The 22,493-nt window shown below is 69.7% G+C and carries 21 protein-coding genes; 7 read left to right on the top strand and 14 right to left on the bottom strand.

The window, feature by feature from the left end; genetic code table 11:
- Positions 1 to 3: 3 nt before the first annotated feature.
- Genes IPI43_34070 through IPI43_34080 form a run of 3 tightly spaced genes read right to left on the bottom strand, consistent with a single transcriptional unit; the run spans position 4 to position 1,896 of the window.
- Positions 4 to 897 carry an LLM class flavin-dependent oxidoreductase gene (locus IPI43_34070; GenBank protein MBK7779091.1) on the bottom strand — a complete coding sequence of 298 codons (894 nt, stop codon included), beginning with the start codon at positions 895 to 897 and terminating at the stop codon, positions 4 to 6.
- A gap of 32 nt (positions 898 to 929) precedes the next feature.
- Positions 930 to 1,322, bottom strand: coding sequence for a hypothetical protein (locus IPI43_34075; GenBank protein MBK7779092.1), 393 nt, complete (start codon positions 1,320 to 1,322; stop codon positions 930 to 932).
- A 40-nt stretch (positions 1,323 to 1,362) separates the two neighbouring features.
- On the bottom strand, positions 1,363 to 1,896 hold the full coding sequence (locus IPI43_34080) for a hemerythrin domain-containing protein (GenBank protein ID MBK7779093.1): 534 nt from the start codon (positions 1,894 to 1,896) through the stop codon (positions 1,363 to 1,365).
- Positions 1,897 to 1,954: 58 nt separating this feature from the next.
- Between IPI43_34080 and IPI43_34085 the strand changes: the two genes are divergently transcribed.
- Positions 1,955 to 2,239 carry a DUF1294 domain-containing protein gene (locus IPI43_34085; GenBank protein ID MBK7779094.1) on the top strand — a complete coding sequence of 95 codons (285 nt, stop codon included), beginning with the start codon at positions 1,955 to 1,957 and terminating at the stop codon, positions 2,237 to 2,239.
- Here the strand turns inward: IPI43_34085 and IPI43_34090 are convergent.
- Positions 2,236 to 3,627, bottom strand: coding sequence for a HAMP domain-containing protein (locus IPI43_34090; protein ID MBK7779095.1), 1,392 nt, complete (start codon positions 3,625 to 3,627; stop codon positions 2,236 to 2,238). The two genes, IPI43_34085 and IPI43_34090, sit on opposite strands and share 4 nt — an antisense overlap.
- On the bottom strand, positions 3,624 to 4,298 hold the full coding sequence (locus tag IPI43_34095; protein MBK7779096.1) for a response regulator transcription factor: 675 nt from the start codon (positions 4,296 to 4,298) through the stop codon (positions 3,624 to 3,626). Before IPI43_34095 ends, IPI43_34090 begins: the two co-directional genes overlap by 4 nt.
- 278 nt (positions 4,299 to 4,576) lie before the next feature.
- Between IPI43_34095 and IPI43_34100 the strand changes: the two genes are divergently transcribed.
- From IPI43_34100 to IPI43_34115, 4 genes are all read left to right on the top strand, one after another.
- Entirely contained in the window at positions 4,577 to 6,127 is a 1,551-nt protein-coding gene (locus IPI43_34100; protein MBK7779097.1) for a YHYH protein, read from the top strand.
- Positions 6,124 to 6,927 carry a hypothetical protein gene (locus tag IPI43_34105; GenBank protein ID MBK7779098.1) on the top strand — a complete coding sequence of 268 codons (804 nt, stop codon included), beginning with the start codon at positions 6,124 to 6,126 and terminating at the stop codon, positions 6,925 to 6,927. Before IPI43_34100 ends, IPI43_34105 begins: the two co-directional genes overlap by 4 nt.
- Positions 6,924 to 8,291, top strand: coding sequence for an aryl-sulfate sulfotransferase (locus tag IPI43_34110; GenBank protein MBK7779099.1), 1,368 nt, complete (start codon positions 6,924 to 6,926; stop codon positions 8,289 to 8,291). Before IPI43_34105 ends, IPI43_34110 begins: the two co-directional genes overlap by 4 nt.
- Before the next feature lie 119 nt (positions 8,292 to 8,410).
- Positions 8,411 to 9,046, top strand: a complete 636-nt coding sequence (locus IPI43_34115) for a glutathione S-transferase family protein (protein ID MBK7779100.1) — start codon at positions 8,411 to 8,413, stop codon at positions 9,044 to 9,046.
- Positions 9,047 to 9,060: 14 nt separating this feature from the next.
- On the opposite strand, the gene IPI43_34120 is transcribed toward IPI43_34115, so the two are convergent.
- Positions 9,061 to 11,286: a hypothetical protein gene (locus tag IPI43_34120; protein ID MBK7779101.1), complete on the bottom strand. Its 2,226-nt coding sequence runs from the start codon at positions 11,284 to 11,286 to the stop codon at positions 9,061 to 9,063.
- A 350-nt stretch (positions 11,287 to 11,636) separates the two neighbouring features.
- On the opposite strand from IPI43_34120, the gene IPI43_34125 reads away from it, so the two are divergent.
- The gene (locus IPI43_34125; protein ID MBK7779102.1) at positions 11,637 to 11,996 is read left to right on the top strand and encodes a DUF1428 domain-containing protein; all 360 of its coding nucleotides are present in this window, start codon (positions 11,637 to 11,639) and stop codon (positions 11,994 to 11,996) included.
- Positions 11,997 to 12,038: 42 nt separating this feature from the next.
- On the opposite strand, the gene IPI43_34130 is transcribed toward IPI43_34125, so the two are convergent.
- From IPI43_34130 to IPI43_34160, 7 genes are all read right to left on the bottom strand, one after another.
- A complete protein-coding gene (locus IPI43_34130) occupies positions 12,039 to 12,998 on the bottom strand; it encodes a hypothetical protein (protein ID MBK7779103.1) in 960 nt (319 codons plus the stop codon).
- A 29-nt stretch (positions 12,999 to 13,027) separates the two neighbouring features.
- Positions 13,028 to 13,444 carry an acyl-CoA thioesterase gene (locus IPI43_34135; GenBank protein MBK7779104.1) on the bottom strand — a complete coding sequence of 139 codons (417 nt, stop codon included), beginning with the start codon at positions 13,442 to 13,444 and terminating at the stop codon, positions 13,028 to 13,030.
- A gap of 37 nt (positions 13,445 to 13,481) precedes the next feature.
- The gene (locus IPI43_34140; protein MBK7779105.1) at positions 13,482 to 14,366 is read right to left on the bottom strand and encodes an alpha/beta hydrolase; all 885 of its coding nucleotides are present in this window, start codon (positions 14,364 to 14,366) and stop codon (positions 13,482 to 13,484) included.
- Positions 14,367 to 14,449: 83 nt separating this feature from the next.
- A complete protein-coding gene (locus IPI43_34145; GenBank protein ID MBK7779106.1) occupies positions 14,450 to 15,235 on the bottom strand; it encodes a sterol desaturase family protein in 786 nt (261 codons plus the stop codon).
- A 76-nt stretch (positions 15,236 to 15,311) separates the two neighbouring features.
- A complete protein-coding gene (locus IPI43_34150; protein MBK7779107.1) occupies positions 15,312 to 15,515 on the bottom strand; it encodes a hypothetical protein in 204 nt (67 codons plus the stop codon).
- A 48-nt stretch (positions 15,516 to 15,563) separates the two neighbouring features.
- The gene (locus IPI43_34155) at positions 15,564 to 16,382 is read right to left on the bottom strand and encodes a nucleotidyl transferase AbiEii/AbiGii toxin family protein (GenBank protein MBK7779108.1); all 819 of its coding nucleotides are present in this window, start codon (positions 16,380 to 16,382) and stop codon (positions 15,564 to 15,566) included.
- Positions 16,379 to 17,161, bottom strand: a complete 783-nt coding sequence (locus IPI43_34160; protein MBK7779109.1) for a type IV toxin-antitoxin system AbiEi family antitoxin — start codon at positions 17,159 to 17,161, stop codon at positions 16,379 to 16,381. Before IPI43_34160 ends, IPI43_34155 begins: the two co-directional genes overlap by 4 nt.
- A gap of 202 nt (positions 17,162 to 17,363) precedes the next feature.
- Here IPI43_34160 and IPI43_34165 point away from each other — a divergent pair, with 202 nt between their 5' ends.
- On the top strand, positions 17,364 to 21,059 hold the full coding sequence (locus IPI43_34165) for a ricin-type beta-trefoil lectin domain protein (protein MBK7779110.1): 3,696 nt from the start codon (positions 17,364 to 17,366) through the stop codon (positions 21,057 to 21,059).
- Between the two features lie 2 nt (positions 21,060 to 21,061).
- Here the strand turns inward: IPI43_34165 and IPI43_34170 are convergent, their stop codons facing one another.
- Positions 21,062 to 22,420 (bottom strand): AarF/ABC1/UbiB kinase family protein, encoded by a 1,359-nt coding sequence (locus IPI43_34170; GenBank protein ID MBK7779111.1) that lies wholly within the window; start codon positions 22,418 to 22,420, stop codon positions 21,062 to 21,064.
- Positions 22,421 to 22,493: the final 73 nt, after the last annotated feature.

The raw sequence follows: 22,493 nt of genomic DNA on the forward strand, positions 1-22,493 counted from the left end.
ACCTCAACTGGTGGCGATTAGTTCGGCCACGCGCTCCACCTGATCGAGCGCGACCGATGTAGGGACGAGTAGGAGTTCGTCCACGCCCAGGTCGGTGAGCTCGCGGATGATGGTGCGCAGCGCCTCCGGCGAGCGCGCGCGCACCATGGGGGCCATCTGCGTGTGGGCGTTGGGCCCGAGGAAACGCAGGTAGCGGCTGAGGTAGTCCACGATCTGCGCGCCGCCCGCGTCGCTGTCGGCGCCGAGCGCGTACCAGCAGGCCACTTGGAAGTACGGCTTGGTCTCGCGGCCCTCGCGTGCCCAGGCCTCGCGCGCCGTCTTCATCTGGAAGCTCACCACCGGGGCGGTGGGTCCGAAGTCGAACGTGCTGAGTCCGTCCGCCCAGCGCGCCGCGCGGTCGATGCTCTTGGCCATCAAGCTGCCCGCGAGGATGGGCGGCCCGCCGGCCTGCACGGGCACGGGGCCCACGGGGAAAGCCCCCGGCACGATGGTCTCTTGGGCCCACACCTGCCGCATGCGCGCGACGCCCTGCTCCATGCGCGTGAGCCGGCGCTTGTCGAACGTGGCGCCCACGGCCTTGTAGTCCTCTTCCCGCCCGCCCACGCCGACTCCCAGCACCACACGGCCGGCAGAGAGCACGTCCAGCGTGGCCACCTGCTTGGCCATGCGCACCGGGTCGTGCATGGGCGACACCATCACGGTGAGCGCGATCTTCACACGCTCCGTGACCGCCGCGGCCGCGCCCAGCGCCGCGATGATGTCGGGGTTGTAGAACGCGACGCGCTCACCCGCGGCAAGCGTGTGGAAGGGGCCCTGGTCGATGGCCCGGCACCACGCGAGGAACGGCTCGCGGTCGAGCCCGGGCGCCATGACGGGGAGGTTCATTCCGATGTGCATCGGTGCGTCCTACCACAGCGCGGCGCGCGCACTCACGCAGGATCGTCGCTGCGGTCCGCCGCGAGGGGCTCCGTGAGCTCGCGGAGCGCGGCGCTGCTCTCCACCGTGAGGGCGGCGGCGGTGAAGATCATCGCGAGCAGCGCGACCGTCTGCATGGCCAGGAGCGGAAGCAGGCCGGCCACGCGGAAGACCACGCAGACGCCGCTGGTGAGCGCCGCGAAGCCGCTGCCCGCGATGGCGAAGCCGCAAGCCAAGGTGGCCTTGCGGAGCAGCCGGGCGCGCTCGAGAGAGCCGGACGTCGTGCCCGCGCGGGGGCTGGAGAGCACGGCGCTCACGCGGAGCTGGACGAGCCAGTGGAGCAGGATGGCGGAGGGGAGCAGGGCCAGCGGCGTGCCCCAAAAGGTTTGGATGGTGAGCTCGTGCACGGGGGAGGAATACCACGCAGCAGCGCCCGGACGTGACCAGTCACGAGGAAGGGAGCGCCTGGTTCGCGAGCTCGTGCAGGAGGACGCGGATGGAAGAGTGGGTGAAGTGCAGGAACTCGGCGCGGGGGAGCTCGAGGAGCAAGGGGATGACCAGGTCTTCTTCGAGCTCGAGGTGCGCGGTGAGCAGCTCTTCATGGCGCCGCAGCGCGTCGGCGGCTTCGCTCGCGTCATGGGCTTCGAAGGCCGCGCGCACGCGCACGTCCACCTCGTGCAGCGCTTCGTGGCCCGTGCGTGCGTCCAGGAACGACACGCCCCAGCGCGCTTCGAGGTAGGGGTACAGCTTCTGCTCCTCGTAAGCCTCGTGGCTGCGCATCGCCTGGATCCAGAGGTCATGGCGGCGCGCCAGCCAGCCGAGATCGGCGCCGTGATCCATGGACTCGGCCTGCACCACCAGCTGGCGGTTGATGGTGCGGAAGTTCGAGTGAGAGCCCAGCAGCAAGAGGTTGCCTGGGTAGTTCGGGTGAGCAGACCACTCGTGGCGAGGGATGGACCTGGCAGGTTCGGCGGCAGGCATGGTCCCGCTGGCGTCGCCGGCGCGTGTGGTTCCATTACACGTGCTAGGCCTGGCCGCGATGCTCTCGACTGACATCGGCCGTGCGCTCCTGATCGCGCTGCTCGCGTACAACGCGCTGGTGGCGGCAGTGTTCGTGCTCGACAAGGGGCTCGCCCGGCGTGGCGCGCGGCGGGTCTCGGAGCGCACGCTGCTGGGGCTCGCAGCCTGCTTCGGTGCCCCGGGGGCGCTCTTGGCGATGCGCGCCGTGCGCCACAAGACGCAGAAGCCACGCTTCCGCATCGGGGTGCCGCTCTTGCTGCTGGCCCAAGCGGGCGCGCTGGGCGCCTGGGTGTTTCTGCGCTAGCTGCCTGCGGGGAGGCGCATGGACACCCGGCAGCCTCCCGCCGGGCTCTGATCGATACGGACGGTCCCGCCGTGTAGCTGCGTGATGCGCTGCACGATGGAGAGGCCCAGACCCGAGCCGCCGGTGGTGCGGCTGCGGCTGCCCTCGAGACGCACGAAGGGCTCGAAGACGCGCTCGCGACACTCAGATGGGATGCCTTCGCCCGTGTCGTCCACGTGGACAATCCACCCTGGTGCACTCGGATCCACTTCCAGCCGGAGCGTTGGAGCGCCGGCATAACGCACCGCGTTGCTGGCCAGGTTGTCGATGGCCCGGAAGAGCAGGCGCTCGTCGCCCCTCACCATCGCGGGCGCGTTCGGCCGGACGACTTGGGCTCCCTCCCAGCGCGAAGCCACGTCGTCCACGAGCTCCGCCAGGTCCACCGGCTTCATGTGCAGCGCGGGCGTCCCCGGCTCGAGGCGGTAGAACTCGAGCAGCTCCTCGGTCAGCTTGCTCATCTCGGTGGTGGTGGAGCGCATCTCCGCGAGGATGCTGGCGCGCGACTTCGCGTCGGGCTCGTTCTCGAGCAGGTCCAGCGTGAAGAGCATGCGCGCCACGGGAGTGCGCATCTCGTGCGAGACCGACTGCAGCAGCTCGCGATGGCGCGCCAGGAGCTCCTGCGAGCGCGCGGCCATCCCGTTGAACGCCTTGGCGATGTCCTGCATCGCGTCCTCGCCACTGACCTCCACGCGTGCACCGAGGTCGCCGGCGATGAAGCGCTCCGCCGTGTCGGAGAGGCGCAGCAGCTGCCGGCGCAGCGGCCAGAGCGCCAGACCGAGCCCGAAGGCAGCAAAGGCCATCAGCAAGATGGTCCCGAGGATGTGACCGCCGATGGGCGTGGGTTCGCCGAGCGGCAGCAGCCCCACCACCACGGAGTCGCGCAGCGGAACGAGCGCCAGAGCCTCGCGCCGATGCGGCGGGCCATGGACCACCACGCCGCCCTGCTCGAGCGTGGCCAGCTCTTCGGGGTCCAGGCGGAGGCGGTCGCGCGGGCGCAGATGCAGGTTGTCGCCCACCCACGGACGCGCCTCTTCGAACACACGGTGTGGGGGTTCTCCGGCGCGCAGGCGTCGGGCGGCCTCCGCCACGAACACCGTGGCGTCGTCCGCTGAAAGACGGCGCCAATGAGGTCTTCGCGGACGATGCCCATGCCGAGGACCTACCCCCCCAGGGCCTCCGCGGTCCGGCCGTCCCTCGATGCCCGGCTGGGCCAGGTGGCCAGGGGGTTCATGACGCCCCTCACGCTCGCGCAGGAAGCGCGGGAGGGAGGCGATGGTGATCATGCCCAGCGCCGTGGCCAGCGCTGCCACGCCCACCGTGAGGTAGATGCGCAGGAACAGCGCCCTCACGAGCGCACCGCGAAGAGGTAACCGCGCCCGTGCACGGTGCGAATCATGGCGTCGCCGCCCAGGTGCTCGCGCAGCTTGCTGCGCAGCTTGGACACGCGCAGGTCGAGGGAGCGGTCGAGGCCGTCGTACGCCACGCCTCGCAGCGCGAGGAAGAGCTCGTCCCGATCGACGACGCGCCCGGCGTTGTCGGCAAAGAACAGCAGCAGGTCGTACTCGGCGCTGGTCAGCGGGATGGGTCCACCGGGGCCAGCGGCCTCTCGTGCGCTGGGCTGCAGCCGCAGCGCACCGAAGCGCCGGTCTGTTCCGCCCCCTTGGCGCTCTCGGCGCAGCAGCGCTCGCACTCGCGCGAGCAGCACCTGGGGGACCACGGGCTTCACCACGTAGTCGTCGGCACCCAGCTCGAGGCCCGTGACCTGGTCGAAGTCGTCGCCGCGTGCCGTGAGCATGAGTACCAGCCCCTTCCACTGGGGGCGCAGCGCCCGCAGCACACCGAAGCCATCGAGGCCCGGGAGCATCAGGTCGAGCACCACGAGGTCGGGCGAGAGCGCAGGGATGCGCTCGACCGCCGTGTCTCCTCGCCCCTCGCAGTCCACGCGGAACCCGTCGCGCTCGAGAGCCGCAGCCATCATGCGGGCCAGCGGCGCGTCGTCTTCGACGACGAGGATGTGCATGGGCGCGGGGGGCGTGGAGGACATCGTGGAGGGCGTCGTCGCGGCACGACGAGCGCTTGCAGCGTGCCGTCAATCTCTCCCGCTAGCCACCGAGGAGTTGTCACGAAGTGTATCGGTGCCGTGAAGGGAGCCGCAGGCGCGTACAAACCGATACAAAAGCGCGACACGCCCACCACAGCCTCGGGAGAGCGCGCCGCTCATGCTGTGGTGTATCGACCGGACTCGTGAGGACTCGGACTAGCCGGGGCTGCGCGATCCGGCTCACTCGGAGACTGCCCTTGAACAGAATCACGACTTCGGCTCGCATCTCCCCTCTGGTGGCGTTGGCCGCGCTGCTGGGAGCTTGCGGCGGCGCTGGCGACGGAATGACCGACCTGGACGGCGGCACCCTGGACCAAGGCGGCGCGCTGGACGAAGGCATCCCGACCAGCACGGCGTGCACGGAGCTGCTGACTCGCGTGGGCGAGGCCTACACGCTGAGTGGCGCGCTGCGCGACTGCAGCACGGTGAGCGGCGGTGCGGCCGTCGCAGACTCGCTGATGAACCTCGACGGCATCACGATCGACAACGAGGGCACGGCCATGACGCCGTGCATCGCCGTCCTGTGCGATGACGACGCGGCCTACGTGGCGAGCAACGCCCTGCCCCACTACGACTTCGTGGCCACCACTCCGAACGCCTTGGTGGAGAACGCGTTCATCTACCGCGTCCCGCTCACACCCGCGCCGTTCGCCAGCAACGCGGGCGCCACGGACGCGGCCAGCATCAACGGCTGCGCCACGGCGTACACCCAATACCTCACCGCCCCCACCGTCGCGACGCAGAACGAGCCCAGCGGGCTGTGCGCGCGAGGCGCGGCCACGCTCATCTCGGACACCGAGGACGGCGTGACGCACGTCTATCAGCAGATCCCGTGCCTGAACACCACGGGCTTCGTGATCAGCGGCTCGCCCGTGTTCGGACCCAACGAGGCGGGCGTGCCCGATCCCTTCGGAAACCCGGGATACAACTACCCGAACGACACCAGCGACGACTACGGCAACGGCGCCGCGCTCGACTTCTGCGGCGGCCACACGGCCAACGCCATGCACTACCACGCGGCCATCGACGCCTGCTTCGAGCGTGACAGCAGCGGCGCGCCAGCCAACTCGTACGCTGGCGCCACGGCGGGCTGGGACCTCGCGGCGTCCATGACCGACGCCTGCAGCGAGCCATCTGGCGTCGTCGGTTGGTCGCCGGACGGCTACCCCATCATGGGCTCGTGTGTCTGCGTGGCGCGCGACGACGCGGGCGCCTGCACCGAGGTGCGGCGTGCGCGGAGCGGCTGGGCCTACAACGGCCTCGGCGTGTGGGGCGCCGACGCAGGCGAGGCCGCGGCGCTGGGCGTGGAGGGCAGCTCCTGCACCACCGACGACGACTGCTGCACGGGCGCCGACTGCAACTTCTCGTGCTCGGTCACGGTGGTGCCGACCAGCGTGGGCACCAACACCGAGGTGGGCCGCCGCTGCGTGCTGGTGGACTACGCGTGGTGCACGCATCAGTACGTGCGCCGCGACGAGAAGCTGCCGGCAGGCGAGGACTACGTCTACCTGGACCGCTGCAACGGCTTCGAGGGCCCCGATGGCTACGCATACTACGCGACGCTGACGTTCCCGTACCTGACCGGCTGCCTGCGGGGCGCCGCCGATGACTACGTGGCGGACCTGGGCGACGGAGGGATGAACATGAACGGCCTGCCGATGTGCACCGTGGGGCAGACCATGTGCTGCGGTGACGACATCTGCGGCGGACCCGAGACCGCTCAGAACTGCGCGGCGGACTGTCCGTGAGCCAACTACGCGTGGGGACACGCCGTTGGCGGTTCGGAGTCGCGCTCGCCGCGCTGCTGGGCATCTCGTGCGTGCACGACGAAGAGGCCCACCAGCACGCCAGCACGCCGGTGACGTTGGTCGGTGATGGCGGACGCGTGCGCTACCTCGTGGGCTGGAGCTGGGAAGGCGCCACGTGGGACCCCGCGGCGGCGGGCTACCGCTTCGTGTCGGACGAGGGCGTCGAGGTGTTGCTCACCGGGCTCTGGGTGGGCCTCGGCGCGCTCGAGCTGGTGCCCTGCGAGCCCGACGACGAGTCCGCTGCGGTGGCGTGGCTCCGGCACGTGGTGCTCCCGGCGCGCGCCTCCGCCGATCACGTGTGGGTTAGCGACGGCACGCTGGTGGAGCAGCCCATGGCGCTCGACGCGCTCGCGGGCCGGCTGGTCGAGTTCGGCGGCGGCACCACCACGCTGGGTAGCCAGTACTGCGAGCTGTACCAGCGCGCGACCGTGATCCAGGAGGGCGTCAGCCCGGACCTGCGGCAGCAGAGCCTGCGCGCGACGGGCACCTACCGGCTGCCCGGCGCGAGCGCCCCGACGGCGTTCGACGTGGACGTGGACCTGCCCGTGGGGTCGAACGACACGCTCGCGCACGACGAGCTGGGTGCTGGGCTGCCAGACGTGACCGACGTCGTCGCGACCTACGCGGGGGTGAAGCTGTTCGACGGCGTGAACCCCGACGAACTCTCGGAGCGCGAGCTGGCCTACGAGCTCCTGCGCAACGCCATCGCGTCCGGCACCGTGGGGGCGCGCTTCCCATGACCCCTCGCCCAACGCTCGGTTCGTTCGCGCGCTGGGTCACCGCCGTGGCCGCGCTCGCCGGGGCCGCATGCGGCGACGCGCCCGGCACCACGGCAGCGCTGGACGCGGCGGCCGACACGTGGCCGGAGGACGTTGCGTCCACCGACCAGGGCACCGCCACGCCCTCGCCCGGTTACACGTTGTTCGCTCCGATGGCGTCCACCGCGAGCTACCTCCTCGACCTCGCCGGCGATGTCGTGCACAGCTGGCCCGGCGCCGCGCGCCCCGCGCTGGGGGTCGAGCTGTTGGACGACGGCTCGCTCTTGCGCACCGAGAACCCACTCGCCGCAGGGGACACCAACCGCTTCGACGCCGGAGGCGCCGGAGGGCGCATCACACGCATCGCGTTCACCGGCGAGGTCCTCTGGACCTACGAGCGAGTCGGCGATACGACGCGGCTCCACCACGACATCGAGCCGCTGCCGAACGGTCATGTCCTCGCGATCGCGTGGGAGTGGATGCCAGAAGCCGACGCGCTCGCCGCTGGCCGTCCGGATGAGCGCGTGGACGTCGCCGGGCTCTGGTCCGAGGTGGTGCTCGAGCTCGCGCCGGCAGGCCCCGACACCACGAGCATCGTCTGGCAGTGGCGCGCTTCTGATCACTTCGGTGACGGAACGCGCCGCATCGACATCGCCGCGGGCGGTCAGGGTCCCGACTTCCTACACTTCAACTCGGTGGCGTACGACGAGGCCCTCGACGTGATCCTGCTCAGCAGCCACGGCCTCGGCGAGGTGCTCGTGCTCGACCACGGCACCACCACCGAGGAGGCCGCGACGTCGAGCGGAGGCGCGCACGGGTACGGCGGCGACCTGCTGTATCGCTGGGGGAATCCAGCCAACTATGGCGGCGGCACTATTGCCGACCAGCGGCTCTACGGCCAGCACGACGCCACCTTCGTGCGGAGCGGCGGCACGCTCTCGATGCTCGTGTTCGACAACGGCCTGCGTCGCCCGGCGGGCGCCTTCTCCAGCGTGGACGAGCTGCTGCTGCCCCTCGACGGTGACAGCCGCTTCGTGCTGGAGGGTGAGCAGTTCGGGCCTCCCGATGTCTCATGGGACTACCGCTCCGACCCGGTCACGGACTTCTACGCCCAGAACCTCTCGTCGGCGCAGCGGCTGCCCAACGGCAACACGCTGATCTGCGACGGGCCAGCGGGACACCTGTTCGAGGTGACGCCTGCAGGACAGACCGTGTGGTCCTACGACGTGCCGCCGTTCGGTACCTCGCCCGCGGCCGCGTTCGTCTTTCGAGCGCGCCGAATCGCGCCGGACCACCCCGCGCTCCTGGACCGCATGCTGGTCTCTCGTGGTCCACTGGTGCCTTGACCCAAGGGGCACGTTCGCGCCCTCGTCACCGCTGACCGATGACGGTTCCTGTCAGGAGTCTGTCAGCTTGGTCGGTTCTGCTCTACCGAGGCTCAGAGCCGCGCACTAGCATCGACCGCATGACCAACACGAACCCCGTCGTCCTCTATCACCACCCCTTCAGCCGCGCGGCCAACGTCGTGTGGATGCTCGAAGAGCTGGGCATCCCCTACGTGCTCGAGTACGTCGACGTGCTCGCCGGCGCGCAGCACTCGGCCGAGTTCCACCAGAAGAACCCCATGGGCAAGCTGCCCACCCTGGTGGACGGCGACGCCACCGTCACCGAGAGCGCGGCCATCGGGCTGTACCTGGCGGACCGCTACTCGTACGGCGTGCTCGCCCCGAAGGTAGACGAGGCCGCGCGCGGCACCTACCTGCGCTGGAGCCTGTTCGCGCCGTCGGTCATCGAGCCCGGTTGTTATGCGCACATGTCCAAGTGGGACTACAAGCCCGGCCAGGCCGGCTGGGGCACTTACGAGAACATGCTGGCCTCGGTGGAGGAGGCCATCGGCAGCGGACCGTGGCTGCTGGGCGAGCGCTTCAGCATGGCGGACGTCATCTTCGGCGGCACCGTGCGCTACATGCTGCGCTTCAACATGATGGAGGCGCGGCCATCGTTCGCGGCCTACGCGGCCCGTCTCGACGCGCGGCCAGCGTCCATCGCGGCAGCCGCCAAGAACAACGCCATCGTGGCAGAGCACAAGCTCGGGGGCTGACGGGGCGGGAGAGGTCACAGCCGCGCGCCAGTGGCCGCGTCCACGAAGAACGCACGCGACACCCACTCCACGCCGTCGTAGTAGCCCACGTCGCCACCCACAAGCAGGGCGTCGCCGTCTGGCACGACCAAGTGGAACGATGTCCACACGTCGAGATGGCGCGCCGAGGACGCGAACGAGGGGTCCAGCGCGCCGCTCGTGGGGTCGAGCCTCGCGAGGCCTGCCGCAGGGGTTCGGACGCCGCGATACCAACGAAAGGTGCCGGCGGCATAGAGCGCGCCGTCGGCGACGGCCAGGCTCGACACCCCCCACAAGATGCCGGCCATGTCCGGCGGGCTGAAGGTGGTGTCGAGCGCGCCGCTACGCAGGTCCAGCCTCACGATGTGACCGACGTTCGCTCCTTCGTACGCGAAAAAGTCGCCGCCTGCGTAGAGCGCGGTGTCCGTCGCCACCAGGGTTCGCACGCTCCCGCCGAAGAACCCGGAGCTGGGCGACGACTGTGTCGCAGGGGCAAACAGGGCGTCGAGCTCGCCACTCACGATGTCGAGCTTGACGAGCCCCGAGCGGAACGACGACACGCCGGACGGTCCCATGTACGTCTCGAAGGCGCCTGCCACGAACAAGGAGTTCCCCGAGCGAGCCAGGGCGTTGACCGTCCTTCCAGCGCCTCCGAAGCCGACGGGCACGTCGGTTGGGCTGAACGCCAAGTCACGCTCGCCCGTGGTGCGTGAGACCTTGACCAGAGTGCGGGCGGGATCGCCACGGTAGGCGATGAAGTCGCCTCCCACGAGCAGCGAGTCGCCCGCCACGAGCAGGGTGTAGACGTTGCCGTCCACGCCGTTTGCGCGAGGCCCCGGCGGGCTGAAGCTCGTGTCGAGCTCCCCCGTGACGAGGTCCAACTTGGCGAGGCCATGGGCGGAGTCGGGTACACCCCCGTATGCGGTGAAGTTGCCTCCCACGTAGAGGGCGTCCTCCGCCACGACGAGGCTGTGGACGGGTCCGTCGAAGCCGCGGAAGCGCCCCTCGACCTCGAAGGTGGTGTCGTCGAGCCTGGTGATGGAGCTCGCGCGGCGGCCACCGTAGCCGTAGAAAGAACCCCCGACCCAGACGCGCTCCCGTGTCGCCGACACGGCCCAGACGTCTCCGTCGAAGCCACCGAGGTTGTGGCCCGGAGGCGTCAGCGTGCTCACGGTCTCGCCCGTCTCTTCGTTCAACGCAGCGAAGCCGTGGATGGCCCGGTCGAGCGTCTCGAACGAACCGACCACGTAGACCACCCCCTCTCGCACGGCGATCGACCAGACACCCCGGTCGGTGAGTTCCGCCGAGAGAGCTGGCCTGAAGGTGGACGCAGGCGCCCCGTCTTCCAGCCCGATCTTCACCAGCCCAGGAAACGACCCGCCGAAGAACGAACCACCGACGAAGAGGAATTCTCCCGAAACCGCCAATGCCGTGACGCTCCCTGACTCTGGAACGCCGAGCGAAAAGGCTGTGTGGATGTCGCCCGTGTCGAGGTCGAGTCGTGCGAAATTCCGGTTTGGCGTCGGTTCGCCTCGATAGGTGCGAAACCTGCCGCCCACGTAGATCGAGTCGCCCGCGATCGCCAATGCGCTGACTCCGTCGTCGAAGCCGTCGACGGGCAGCACGCGTGGGGTCTGGAGGGCTCCGGTGGCCGGATCGAAACGTGCGAAGTTGTGGACCCGCCCTCCATCCGAGGTGGTTAGGTCGAACCATCCGCCGACGTACAGCGAAGTCCCCGCAGCCGCGAGCGTCGACACCCCTCCTGCGTCGTCGGTCACGGCAGCCACCTCGGCCGCGAACGCCGCGTCGGACTCGCCGGTCGTGAGGTCCAGCTTGGTGAGCATCGCCTCGTTGAAGGCCGGGAACCGTCCGACGTAGAGAGCCCCCCCGAACACCGCGAGCTCACGGACGTGCCCCTCGAAGCCGGGGGGCCCCGGCGGCGGACTGAACCGCGTGTCGAGCGCACACGTCCGCGCGTCCAGCTTGGCCAGTGACCGGATGCGCTGGCCACGGTACTCCGTGAAGTCTCCGCCCACATAGGCCGCGTCGTCGGTCACCGCGATGGCAAAGACGGGCCCGTTGAAGCCCGCCCCCACGCGACAGTCGTCCGCCTCGAAGCCTGACGCATCGAGCACCACCAGCGATGCGGCGGGGTTCGTCTGTACGCCAGTGAACTCGCCGCCCACGTACCAAGAGTCGCCGGCGTGAACAGCCGCCAGCACGCGCCCTCGGAAAGACAGCCCCGGGGGCGCTTCGTGCGACTCACTGCACGAAGGCACGCACAGCGCGAGCGCCGCCAGGAGCGCCGCCGTGGAGCGCCGCGCGCGGACCCCACTCGCGAGCGAACGAGCCTCGGCTTGGTGGAGGCTTGGACCTCTCCTGACTCTGTGGGCGTGCATGGACCCTCCGCGAGAGCACTGAGGCTACCACCTTCAAGTTGGGGGTCGACGCCGTTCGTGCTCGATCGACCGGCCAGTCGTCGGTACTTTCTTTGGCTGGGATGTCGGCTCCCGTCTCCCTCGTTCGTCGTCCCCGCCAACGCGCCGCGCGGGCGCCCACCAAGGAGAACCCCATGTCCTACATCGATGGATTCGTGATCGCGGTCCCCACCGCCAACAAGCAGAAGTTCCTGGACCACGCCACGGAGGGCGACAGCCTCTTCATCGAGTTCGGCGCGCTGCGGGTGCTCGAGTGTTGGGGCGATGACGTCCCCCACGGCCAGGTCACGGACTTCTATCGCGCGGTGGGGGCGAAGGAGGACGAGACGGTGGTCTTCTCGTGGATCGAGTGGCCCGACAAGGCCACGCGCGACGCGGGCATGAAGAAGATGTTCGAGGACCCGCGCATGTCACCCGAGCTCAACCCCATGCCGTTCGACGGCAAGCGCATGATCTTCGGGGGCTTCGTGCCGCTGTTCGAGCTGAAGAAGTAGCTCGCCCTCGGAAGGGGAAGCCGGGGCACGACGGACAACGTCTCAGTAGACCGCGCTCGCCGTGAGGTCGCCCCACGCGACGCGCACCTCCGTGCCTTCGACCGCGTTCGAGCCGTTGGAGGGATTCCAGCCGCTTGGCCAGGACGTCTGGACGCCATCTACCTCGACCGTGAGATCCGCGCCGAGAACGGGGCACCCATCGGCGGTGCGCAACACGGTAATGAGCGTGTTGGCCGTGATGCCGTCCTCCGTGGGAGTCTGGACCTCCAGGGTCACCAGCTCGTCCTCACCGACCACGCGGACGTCGGCCATCCAGGTACGGTCCGCCGCCTGTGAGGTGACTTCGAGCTGGTACATCCCTGCGGCGGGTGAGTTGAACGTGATGAAATTGATGCCCCCCTGGTCGGGCGTCGCGCCCCCCGAGACGAAGATGCCATCTGCACGGACTTCGGCGTCCGGCGGAAACACCGCGTCGAGCGAGCGGCCGTCGGCGGCGCGCCGGGTCAGAATGGCAAGGGTGGGCACGCGCTCGAGTAGGCACACGGCTCCGAGGGGATCCTGGGAGCCCGTGAGCCCTTCGAAGGGAGGAGCGCTTCGCAAGCCTGCGACCCCCTCGCGCGCGAATTCGAGCTCGGCGTGGTCGAGAGGCTCATCGCGGAAGCGAAGCTCGAGCGTGGCACGATGACCGGCGGGGGCGGCGGTCAGATGCACCACTTCGATCGTGATGGCCCCGAAGGGGTTGGCAACGGCGCGATACCCGAAGCGTGGCTCGATATCTCCGGTCAGGACGGCAACGGTGAGATCGAGACTGCGGTGGTGATAGTCGTCGTCGTACGGGATCGCGCCCGCTTCGTCGGCAGCGAGCAGGAAGCTCTCGCCGAGGAAGCGAGACCTGTTCGGGGGTTCCTGAGCGCATGCCGAGAGCCATAGGACACCAAACACAACCCCCAGGGAGCGACGTCCACAACCGCCTCCGGTCCCACTCCTTGCGCCTCCCTCCATGGTGCCCTCCCTGCTGTTTGTCGGATAGTCTAGCCCTGCGCCTCGGGCACGCGCCAGTACGTGGGGATGGGCGCCGACGCGCGCGTCTTCGGGTCGAAGCCCACCATCACGACCTTCAGCTGACAGCACAGCTTGCCGTCCGCGAACACCTGCTGCTCGAGGGTCATGCTCTTCTCGCCCAGCTTCACCACGCGCGTGGTGAGCGTGACGCGCTGCCCGAAGCGGCCCTCCGATGGGTAGTCCATGCCCAGGTGCGCCAGCACGAACCAGGGGATCTCGGAGCGCGGCCCCGGGATCTGCTTGAAGAAGCTCTCGCGGCCCACCTCGGCGAACGCCGCGTAGGACCCGGAGCTGATGTGCCCCATGGCGTCGGTGTCGGAGAAGCGGACCTGGATGACGTCCTCGACGGGCTCGAGCACGACAGCGGGCTTGGGGGAGTCGCTCATCCAGGTGAGTAGCACCACCGGGGCGCGGCGGCAGCGCTCAGCGGCGGCTGGCGAGCACGTGCGACTGGATGGCGCCTGCGATGAGCGGCATGGCGGCCGCCGGGAAGTTGTGGCCCATGCCTTCAATCGGCACGTAGCGCGCGCCCGGGATGAGCCTGGCCGTGGCTTTCCCCGCGCGCTCGGGGATGAGCGGGTCGTGGGTGCCGTGCATCACCAGGCTGGGCACGCGCACCCGCGGCAGACGCGCGCGCCTGTCGGAGGACGCGTCCAGGATCGCCCCGAACTGCCGCGCCGCGCCGGCCGGGTGCAGGCCACGGTCCCACACCTCACCGGCCAGCGTACGCATGCGCGCTTCGTCGAAGGGGTAGCCCGGCCCGCCCAGCACACGGAAGGTCTCCACGAACTTCCCGAGGTGCTCCTCACGCGTCTTGGCGGGCTTGTCCACCAGCTTGCGGATGGCGGCGGGCTTGCCCAGCGTGTACCGGCGCCCCCCCGGCGTGGACATGATGGACGTCATGGTCAGCAAGCGGTCGGCGTGGCTGATGGCCAGCTCCTGCGCGATCATGCCGCCCATGGACGCGCCCGCCACGTGTGCCCGCTCGATGCCCAGCGCGTCCAGCAGGCCCACCACGTCGAGGGCCATGTCGGCGATGCGATACGGCCCCGGCAGCGGCCTTCCCAGCACGGAGCGCATGAGCGCCTTCTGCACGTCGGGCACGCCCAGGTGCTTGAGCTTGGTGGACTTGCCCACGTCGCGGTTGTCGAGCGTCACCACCTGGAACCCGTCGCGCACCAGCTGGTCCACGAGCTCGCGCGGCCACACGATGCGCTGCGCGCTGAAGCCCATGATGAGCACCAGCGGCTCGCCCTCACCGTGGACCTCGTAGTCGATCTCGATTCCGTTGCTCTGTGCGACTGGCATCCGGCCACCCTAGCAGGGACGGGGCGGCCGGCGGAAGCTCCGCGCACCCTCGGTGTCTTTCCCGCCCCACACGCTGCAGCCAGTCAGGCGTCGGTCTGCGTGCCCGCCCGTCGCGCTCGCTCTGCCCGACCCTCGAGGTAGCCGCGCGCATAGGTGCCGAACCACCGGTCCACGTGCGCCATGAAGCCCGCGTAGTTGCCCTTCACCTTGGCGTGGTGGAAGTCGTGATGCGCAGCCCCGTGGGACCCGGGCAGCAGGTGCGTGGGGCTGAACGGGAAGTCGTAGCCGGCGTGACCCTCGGCCGCCTCCCACTGCCGGATGACCACCCAGATCCACAGCGGCAGCACGTGCGCGCCCAGCAGCAGCGGGCCCACCAGCATGAGCGACGCGGTGGTCAGGTACTCGATGGGGTGCATGTAGTGGCCGGTGATGGCCCACGGGGTGTGGATGCGGTGGTGCACCGAGTGGACGCGCTTCCAGAGCCAGCCGTGGTGCATGAGCCGATGCACCCCGTAGTAGAGGAAGTCGTCCAGGTAGATGAAGAAGAGCACCTGGGCGACGACCACCCACGCTGGCGGCAGCGGCCCCGCGTGGATGCCGAACTGGCGGATCAACGGCCACGACGCGACCGTCAGCAGCGCGAGCCACGCGTTGTTGACCAGGAAGGAGCGCACCGAGGGCCCCACTAGGTCCTGCGCACGGGGGCGACGCGACTGAAGGCGATAGCGCCGCGCCCAAGACGGGTCACGCGCGGCCAGGACACTCATGGGGACCGCGAACAGGAGGAACGCGACCATGCTGATCACGTTGGTGAGCACCGCGAAGCGGAGGAACATCGGGTCCTGGTAGGCGGCGAGCCACGCGTCCATCAGACCAGGAGGGTAGCCCGCGCGGCTCCATGCAGCGAGTCACGCGGCCTACGCGGCGGGACCACATGTGACCGCCTCATCCGGGACGCTTGACCTCGATCGCGAACCACGATTCTGGGCTGTCCTCGCAGTCCTCGTCGGAGCCGAACGCCAAGCAAGCGCCGCCGTCGATGCGCACCACGCGACGGTCCAACACATCGCGCTCGATCACGAACGGTATCTGCTCGGCGCGCAGATGTTCGAGCACCGCGGCGGGGCTCGGGACGTTTCCGGGTGTCACGAACCACGAGTCCCTCGACGATCAGCTGCCGAATCGAGAATTCCACCACTAGACTCCGTCTCCCTTCCAGGGCGCGCCCGGCAACAGCTCGACGATGCTCCTGGACACTACCGCGAACGCGCTGTCGAAGTCCCACGAGACGCCGGGACGCAGGAGCGGAACGATATCGTCGCGGAAGTCGTGGTCACTCGCCTTCTCGTGGAGGTTGGCTTCGAACTGCGCGCGGCTGACTGCATGCCCGCCCTCGGCCATGTAGCGATGGAAGCACTGGAGCACCACCGCGGGGTCGACGCCGCCGCGCTGAAGGGCGCACCACAGATCGAAGAGGTCCCTCCCCTTCTTGCGTTGGTAGAGTGCGCGGAGCTTCGTGCCCAGCAGCTCATCGAGCTTGAAGGTCGTCACGCTCGCCGCCCCCTTGAACCAGGGGTTGTCCACCACGACAGGCGTGCGGATGAGGCCGAGCTCGGTGAAGTGTTCACGCGAGTTGATCTCCACCTTCAGTCGCATTCGGAGGGCTGGAACGCCTTCGGACTGGAAGCGGTATGCGAGCTTGACGCGACCCTCCTTCAGAGTGCGCTGCGGCGTCCCGAGCCACGGGTCGAGGACACGGCGAACGGCATCGAGCGTCTCGCCGATGGGCTCTGCCTTGACCTGCACGAGGTCGATGTCTTCCGAATAGCGAGCTGCCGGGTGCAAGTGGAGCTTGTACAGCGCCGTGCCGCCACGGAAGGCCAGGCGCTCTGCGATCTCTTCGAGTGTGAACATGTCGACGAGTGCTCGCGTGATGACGAGGTCTTGCTCGACCTGCGCGTCCTGTAGCCACGGCGCCTGCTCGCGCCATGCGGTGATGAAGTCTCTCGGGATCACTCGTCAGGCTCCACTTCGACGTTGACGATGACCTTCCACCGGGCACTTCGCTTCGCCCCCGCCACATCCACCGCACGCCGGAGAGGAATGTAGCTGAGCGCGTTCTGCTCGACGAATGGAAGAAGCTCCACAGCCAGCTCGTTGGCGCCAACGAGCTCCAGCAGGTACCCAAGACGCTGGCACCAGCCGACCGGGCACAGCTTTGCGACCTCCAGCAGCTTGGGCCCGTTCAAGGATTCTGTAAGCTCAGCCAGGACGGTAGCCACGTTGCTCAGGCCACCCGCGTGATGGGGGTAGCCCACCAGCTCGAGGGCCGTCAGTTCGGGTGTGGCGTACCGCAGATAGCCGCGCGGTGTGTTTACGCGTGTCACCGGCATGTCCTCTAGGTCGCTGCGACCGATGAACGTGATCCGTACCTCGCCGCACTCCACCGCAGGCCGGCTCGTGGGCACCATGACTTGGAGGGACTGCGGGCGTTGATGGGCTGCCCCATACTGCGCCGCCGCCGAGAGCAGAGCGACGTAGTACGGCACGCCCAGTTCCCCCATGAGCTGATCGATGAAATGCTCCGCGGGGAGGCACCCCAGGCGGCGATACTCGGGTGGCACGACCACATGGAACGAGCGCATGGGGCTCGCGATGCGTCCTCGTTGCTTGAGGCGCCGAAGCTGAGCACGGACCGCAACCTCGGACCCTCCGAGGGCCTCTAGAGCTGCCGTGGTCGTGAAGTGGTGGAGACCACGGGCCACCAGGTTGTCGATGTACTGCTCCGCGCGCATTGGCTACGATTATCGTCCAGAGAAATGATTGTTGTTACTTTTGATAATAATCGTAGCACAAGCGCAGGCTGACGACAATGCTCGTCGAAAGTCACCAATTTCGCTCCATTGGATTCGAATCGTCTCACCAGCCAGCGTCACGACCTCGGCACTTTCCGTCTCCATTGTTGAATATCGACCACACGTGAGAGTCTTGGGCCCCATGTCGCACATGTCCCGCTCGTGGTCGCTCGCCTGGTGTCTGGCCCTCGCCGCCTTGGCGCTGGGCGCCCCGAACCGAGCCGAGGCGGATCTCTTCAGCGCACCCACGGACGCCCCCGGGGGTGGCCGGCGCACGTGCGCGCTGAACGGCGTGGTGTGCCTGTCGTCGCCCATCATGGAGACCCCGCCAGGGGGCGGCATCAGCGTGCGGGGCGAGCCCACGCTCACCATCGCGCCGCCCGGCGCGGCGCCCATGGTGATCCAGCTGGGCGAGGCCGAGATCACGGTCACGCCCACCGGCTTCCGCTTCATGGGCTCGGCCGGCGTGCAGGGCTTCGGGCCGCTGGCCGGCTGGGAGTTCGCGGGCCCGCACGGCGACCTGGCAGTGGGCCTCGGCTCGAGCCCGGCGTTCGACGGCTACGAGCGCAACGGCTCGCCGGCGGGCTTCCCGGTGGGCGACACGCGCATCGGCAAGGACGACGGCTGGTTCTACATCTACATCTCGTACGGGACCGAGTTCGCGGTGGTGGCCCCCGGCGGCAACCTGCAGATCAGCCAGGAACTGATGGCGGGGAACACGCTCTTGATTGGCATCCGTCCGTCGGCGCCCGAGAACTTCGTCTTCTATCTGGGTGGCGGATTCACCGCGCCCATCACGTATGGGACGGTCGGCGACGGCTACGTGCTGGTGCAGAACGGCGCCCGCGCGTCCTCGCTCCCGCCCATCGACGTGCTCTACGAGTTCCCCGGCGAGCGGACGCTGCCGGGCACGCTCTCGCCGTCGCTGCTGGTGGGCGGCACGGTGCAGCTGGGCTCGCCGTCCATCCCCATCTCGGGCTGGGCGCAGATGGGATTGCAGCTGAACCCGCGGCGCCTGAACGACACGCGCGGGCGGCTGGACGCGAGCCTCACGCTCAACCTGGACCAGTATCCACCGTTCAGCGCGTCCATCCCGCTCGCGCAGGCTTCGGCCTACGCCAGCGCGGAGCACACGCTCATCAAGGCCGGCAACGTCCCGGCCAACGTGTTCGCGGGGACGCCGCTCGAGGACTTCGACGTGGGCACCGGGGGCTACGCGTTCCACGCCTACGTGCCTTACGCGCGCAGCCCCGTGATCCAGTTCCGCGCCGAGTCGGCGCGCGTGGCGGGGCTCTCGCTCGGCGACTTCAAGATCGGCTTCCTGGACGGAGGCCGGGTGAGCGCGCGCGGCAACCTGCACATCTTCGGGGCCGACTACGCCATGGTGGGCACCATCACGACGGGGCCCAACCCGCGGCTGCGCATGACCAACACGGCGGGGGTGCGCCTGTTCGGGCAGACGCTCGGTGCGGGCCTGATCGAGCTCACCGTGAGCCGCAACGACGCGAGCGTGCGCGTGGCCGGCAACGTGACCTTGTCGGGCGTGCGCTTCCGGCTGGACGAGACCTACCGTGCCTCCCAGCTGGCGGGGCTCGTGAACAGCGTGAGCCTGCCGCTGCCGCCCGTGGCGTTCCGGCAGGACCTGCGCGTCACCATCGCGGGCCGTGCCTACGGCATCCTGGTCAGCGGCTCGGCGGCGGGCACGCTGTCCACGTCGCCCTCGGTGCTGGCCAGCGGAAGCTCGTCCATCAACACGCCCGAGATCCGCATCGCCGAGTCGGGCTGTGTGGAGCCCGTCTGCACGGGTGGCGGGTGCAGCCGGCCTTGCGAGAGGGTGTGCACGCCGCGCGATCCGATCACTCAGCAGCGGCTGTGCGAACGGGTCTGTGGTCCCGAGGTGTGCACCGAGCGCAACTGCACCCCACGCACCTGCACGGTGCCGGCCAGCACCATCCCGGCGGTCAACGACTCGAGCTCGTTCAGCAACGTCACGGTGTCGCCGAGCGGCTTCAGCGTGCAGGTGCCCATCGCGGGGCGCACCGCCGTGGACCCCGACTACGACTCGCCCGCGCCGGCGCCCGAGCCTTCGCTCGAGCCGGCGACGACGAGCCCCGCTCGCACCACGGCGGCGCCACGGCCCGTGCCCATCGGGCCTGCGCCCGCGCCCGGCCCGCAGCAGCCGCGGCCCACGCCCACGCCGCCCCGGCCCACGCCGCAGCAGCCCACACCCACGCCGCAGCAGCCCACGCCCACGCCGCAGCGGCCCAGCCCCACGCCCGTGACAGCGCCCGCGCCCGGTCCGCGCTTCCGCATGACCAACGCGTGGCGCGGCGCCGACGTGTGCCTCGAAGCGCAGGAGCCCAGCCCCGGACAGCGGGCCGTGCGGCTGGTGGCGTGCACGGGGGCCGACGCACAGCAGTGGGTGAGCGTGCCCGCGGGTGGCGCCGCCGTGCAGCTGACCACCGTGCGCTTTGGCGCAGGCATGTGCCTCGACGTGGACGACAGCAGCGGCGCCAACGGCCAGCTGACGCTCTCGCCGTGCGGCAGCCGGCCCGGGCAGCGCTTCCTCACCAGCGCGGTGAGCGGCGGCTACAGCCAGCTGACCACGGAGCTGCGCGGCCCCTCGAGCTGCGTGGACGTGGCCAATGATGGCGTCAACAACCGCCTGCGCTTGTCGCCGTGCGGGAACTTCAGTGGCCAGGCGTGGCTGATGACCGGCGCCGCGGCCCCCGCGCCCACACCGCAGCAGCCGCGCCCCACCCCGGCGCCTCAGCCGGTGCCGCAGCCCCAGCCGGTGCCGCAGCTGCCCACCCGCCCGACGCCCGTGCCGCAACCCACGCCCACTCCCGTGACGGCCCCGGCGCCCGGCCCGCGCTTCCGCATGACCAACGCCTGGCGCGGGGACAACGTGTGCCTCGAGGCCCAGGAGCCCAGCCCCGGACAGCTGGCCCTGCGCCTGGTGACGTGCACGGGGGACGATGCGCAGCAGTGGGTCACGGTGCCCGCGGGTGGCGCGGCCATTCAGCTAACCACCGTGCGCTTTGGCGCGGGCATCTGCCTGGACGTGGACGAAGGCAGCGGCGGGGCCAGCCTCATGACGCTCGCGCCCTGCAGCAGCCGTCCCGGCCAACGCTTCCACACGAGCTCGGTAGGTGCCTACACCCGCCTGACCAACGACCTGCGCGGGCCGTCCAGCTGCCTCGACGTGGTCAACGACGGCACCAACGACCGCGTGCGCATGGCGCCCTGCGGGAGCTACAGCGGACAGTCCTGGCTCTTGCCGGGCGGCGCGGAACCCGTGCCCCCGCGGCCGCCTCGCCCCGCGCCACAGCAGCCGCAACAACCACCGCCCACGCCCACGCCCGCGCCCGCGCCCACGCCCATGCCGGCGCCGGTGCCCGTCACGCAGCCCACCACCGAGTGGCGTGTGATGCGCATGACCAACGCGTGGCGCGGCCCGGACGTGTGTCTCGAGTACTCCCCCGGCGGCCCCATCAACGTGGTGCTCACCGCGTGCAATGGCTCGCCCGGGCAGGTCTGGGTGGGCCTGCTGGACGCCTCGGGGGCGGTGCGTCTGACCGCACGCAACGGTGGCACCGAGCGCTGCCTCGACGTGGTGGACGGCAGCAACCGGCTCACCTTTGCGCCCTGCGGTGACCGGCCCGGGCAGCGCTGGCATGCCGTGGACGCAGGCGGCGGCAACTTCCGCCTGAGCAACGACCTGGGCGGCACGGGCCGCTGCCTCGACGTGATCAACGACGGCATCAACAACCAGCTCCAACTGGCGCCGTGCGGAAACTACAGCGGCCAGATCTGGGCGCTGCCCCCCACGCGCTGACGCTACGGGTTGTCCGCCAGGTGCACGGGCCGTGTGGGCGCCTCCAGCGCGGCCCGGAAGATGTCTGGCCAGGGCGCCGTGGACCCGAGGTGCGAGAGCACCGCGAACAGCCCCCACTGCAGCCGATTCAGCAGCAGCCACTCGGCGGGCATGGCCATCTTGAGCTTGTTGGGGTTGTCGAACACCAGCTTGCCGTAGCTCTCCTCCACGTATGCGTGTGTGAACGTGAAGAAGGGCCCGCGTGTGCGCATGGGCGTGTACAGCTGCAGCATGGCGTCCCACTGCGCCTCCCAGTCCATCTTCTTGGGCTTGGGGGTCATGCCCAGGTCGGGAAAGCGCTTCTTGAAGGTGTCGAAGTCGCCGTCCTGCGCGGCCATCGCCACGCGCTTCCACGCGTCGATGAAGTCCACCTGGTAGTAGCGCACGCAGCCGAAGTCGAGGAACGTGACCTGCCCCTCGTCGCCGAAGAGGTAGTTCCCGGGGTGCGGGTCGCCGTTGTAGACGCCGTGCCGAAACAGGCTGTCGAAGGCCACTCGGAAGATGCGCTCGCCCGCGCGATCCCGCGCCGCCTGCGAGGCCGTGTCCACGAAGGGCTGAAAGCGCATGCCGTCCACCAGGCGCGTGGTCAGCACCCGCCGCGCGGAGCGACTGGGCACGATGGCCGGCACCGAGCAGCCCTCTTGCGTGGAGAGCAGCCCCTCGAACAGCTGCTGATGCCGCGCCTCGAGCACGTAGTCGCACTCTTCGAGCGTGCGCTCGCGCAGCTCTTTGGCCAGCGCGCGACCGTCCATGGGGCTGCCAAGAGTGAAGACCGAGGCGAGCCCGCCCAGGAAGTCGAGGTCGCCCACCAGCAGCGCCTCGATGCCGGGGTACTGAACCTTCACGGCCACCGGCTGACCGTCCACGCGCGCGCGGTGCACCTGCCCGATGCTGGCCGCCGCGAAGGGGCTCTGCTCGAAGCCCTCGAAGAGCTGGTCCACCTCGCCGCCGAGCTCGGCGCGCACCACCTCCTGCACGCGCTCGTACTTCATGGCCGCGCTCTCGGACTGCAGCTTGGCCATGATCTCGCGCGCCTCTTCGGGCATGGCGCCGGGCAGGAAGCTGGCCATCTGCCCGGCCTTCATGACCAGGCCCTTCAGCTGGCCCATCTCGGTGACCATGGTGCGCGCCGCCTCGACGGCCTTCTGCACGTCCACCTCGCCCTGGCGCGCGCCGAACACGCTGCGTGACGCCGCCCGCAAGCCCGCGCGCGCCGCGAGCTTGGCCGTGACCGCGGTGCGCTTGCGGAAGCCGCTAGCGAGGGAGTCCAGCGTGGGCAGGAGCGTCTTCGGGTCGTCGTCGTCGCTGCCGTGCTGGGCCATGGAGTGGGAGCATACGCTAGGGACCCGACTCGAAGAACACCAGCCACTCGGCGCTCGTTAGCCGACGCGCGAG

The sequence above is a fragment of the Sandaracinaceae bacterium genome, assembly GCA_016706685.1.
In the GTDB taxonomy this organism is placed as follows: domain Bacteria; phylum Myxococcota_A; class Polyangia; order Polyangiales; family Houyiibacteriaceae; genus JADJJE01.

Coding starts and splice junctions, on each gene's coding strand:
- IPI43_34070 (MBK7779091.1), bottom strand. CDS start 897: ATGCACATCGGAATGAACCTCCCCGTCATGGCGCCCGGGCTCGACCGC.
- IPI43_34080 (MBK7779093.1), bottom strand. CDS start 1,896: ATGCCTGCCGCCGAACCTGCCAGGTCCATCCCTCGCCACGAGTGGTCT.
- IPI43_34085 (MBK7779094.1), top strand. CDS start 1,955: ATGCTCTCGACTGACATCGGCCGTGCGCTCCTGATCGCGCTGCTCGCG.
- IPI43_34095 (MBK7779096.1), bottom strand. CDS start 4,298: ATGCACATCCTCGTCGTCGAAGACGACGCGCCGCTGGCCCGCATGATG.
- IPI43_34110 (MBK7779099.1), top strand. CDS start 6,924: ATGACCCCTCGCCCAACGCTCGGTTCGTTCGCGCGCTGGGTCACCGCC.
- IPI43_34115 (MBK7779100.1), top strand. CDS start 8,411: ATGACCAACACGAACCCCGTCGTCCTCTATCACCACCCCTTCAGCCGC.
- IPI43_34125 (MBK7779102.1), top strand. CDS start 11,637: ATGTCCTACATCGATGGATTCGTGATCGCGGTCCCCACCGCCAACAAG.
- IPI43_34130 (MBK7779103.1), bottom strand. CDS start 12,998: ATGGAGGGAGGCGCAAGGAGTGGGACCGGAGGCGGTTGTGGACGTCGC.
- IPI43_34135 (MBK7779104.1), bottom strand. CDS start 13,444: ATGAGCGACTCCCCCAAGCCCGCTGTCGTGCTCGAGCCCGTCGAGGAC.
- IPI43_34140 (MBK7779105.1), bottom strand. CDS start 14,366: ATGCCAGTCGCACAGAGCAACGGAATCGAGATCGACTACGAGGTCCAC.
- IPI43_34145 (MBK7779106.1), bottom strand. CDS start 15,235: ATGGACGCGTGGCTCGCCGCCTACCAGGACCCGATGTTCCTCCGCTTC.
- IPI43_34160 (MBK7779109.1), bottom strand. CDS start 17,161: ATGCGCGCGGAGCAGTACATCGACAACCTGGTGGCCCGTGGTCTCCAC.
- IPI43_34165 (MBK7779110.1), top strand. CDS start 17,364: ATGTCGCACATGTCCCGCTCGTGGTCGCTCGCCTGGTGTCTGGCCCTC.
- IPI43_34170 (MBK7779111.1), bottom strand. CDS start 22,420: ATGGCCCAGCACGGCAGCGACGACGACGACCCGAAGACGCTCCTGCCC.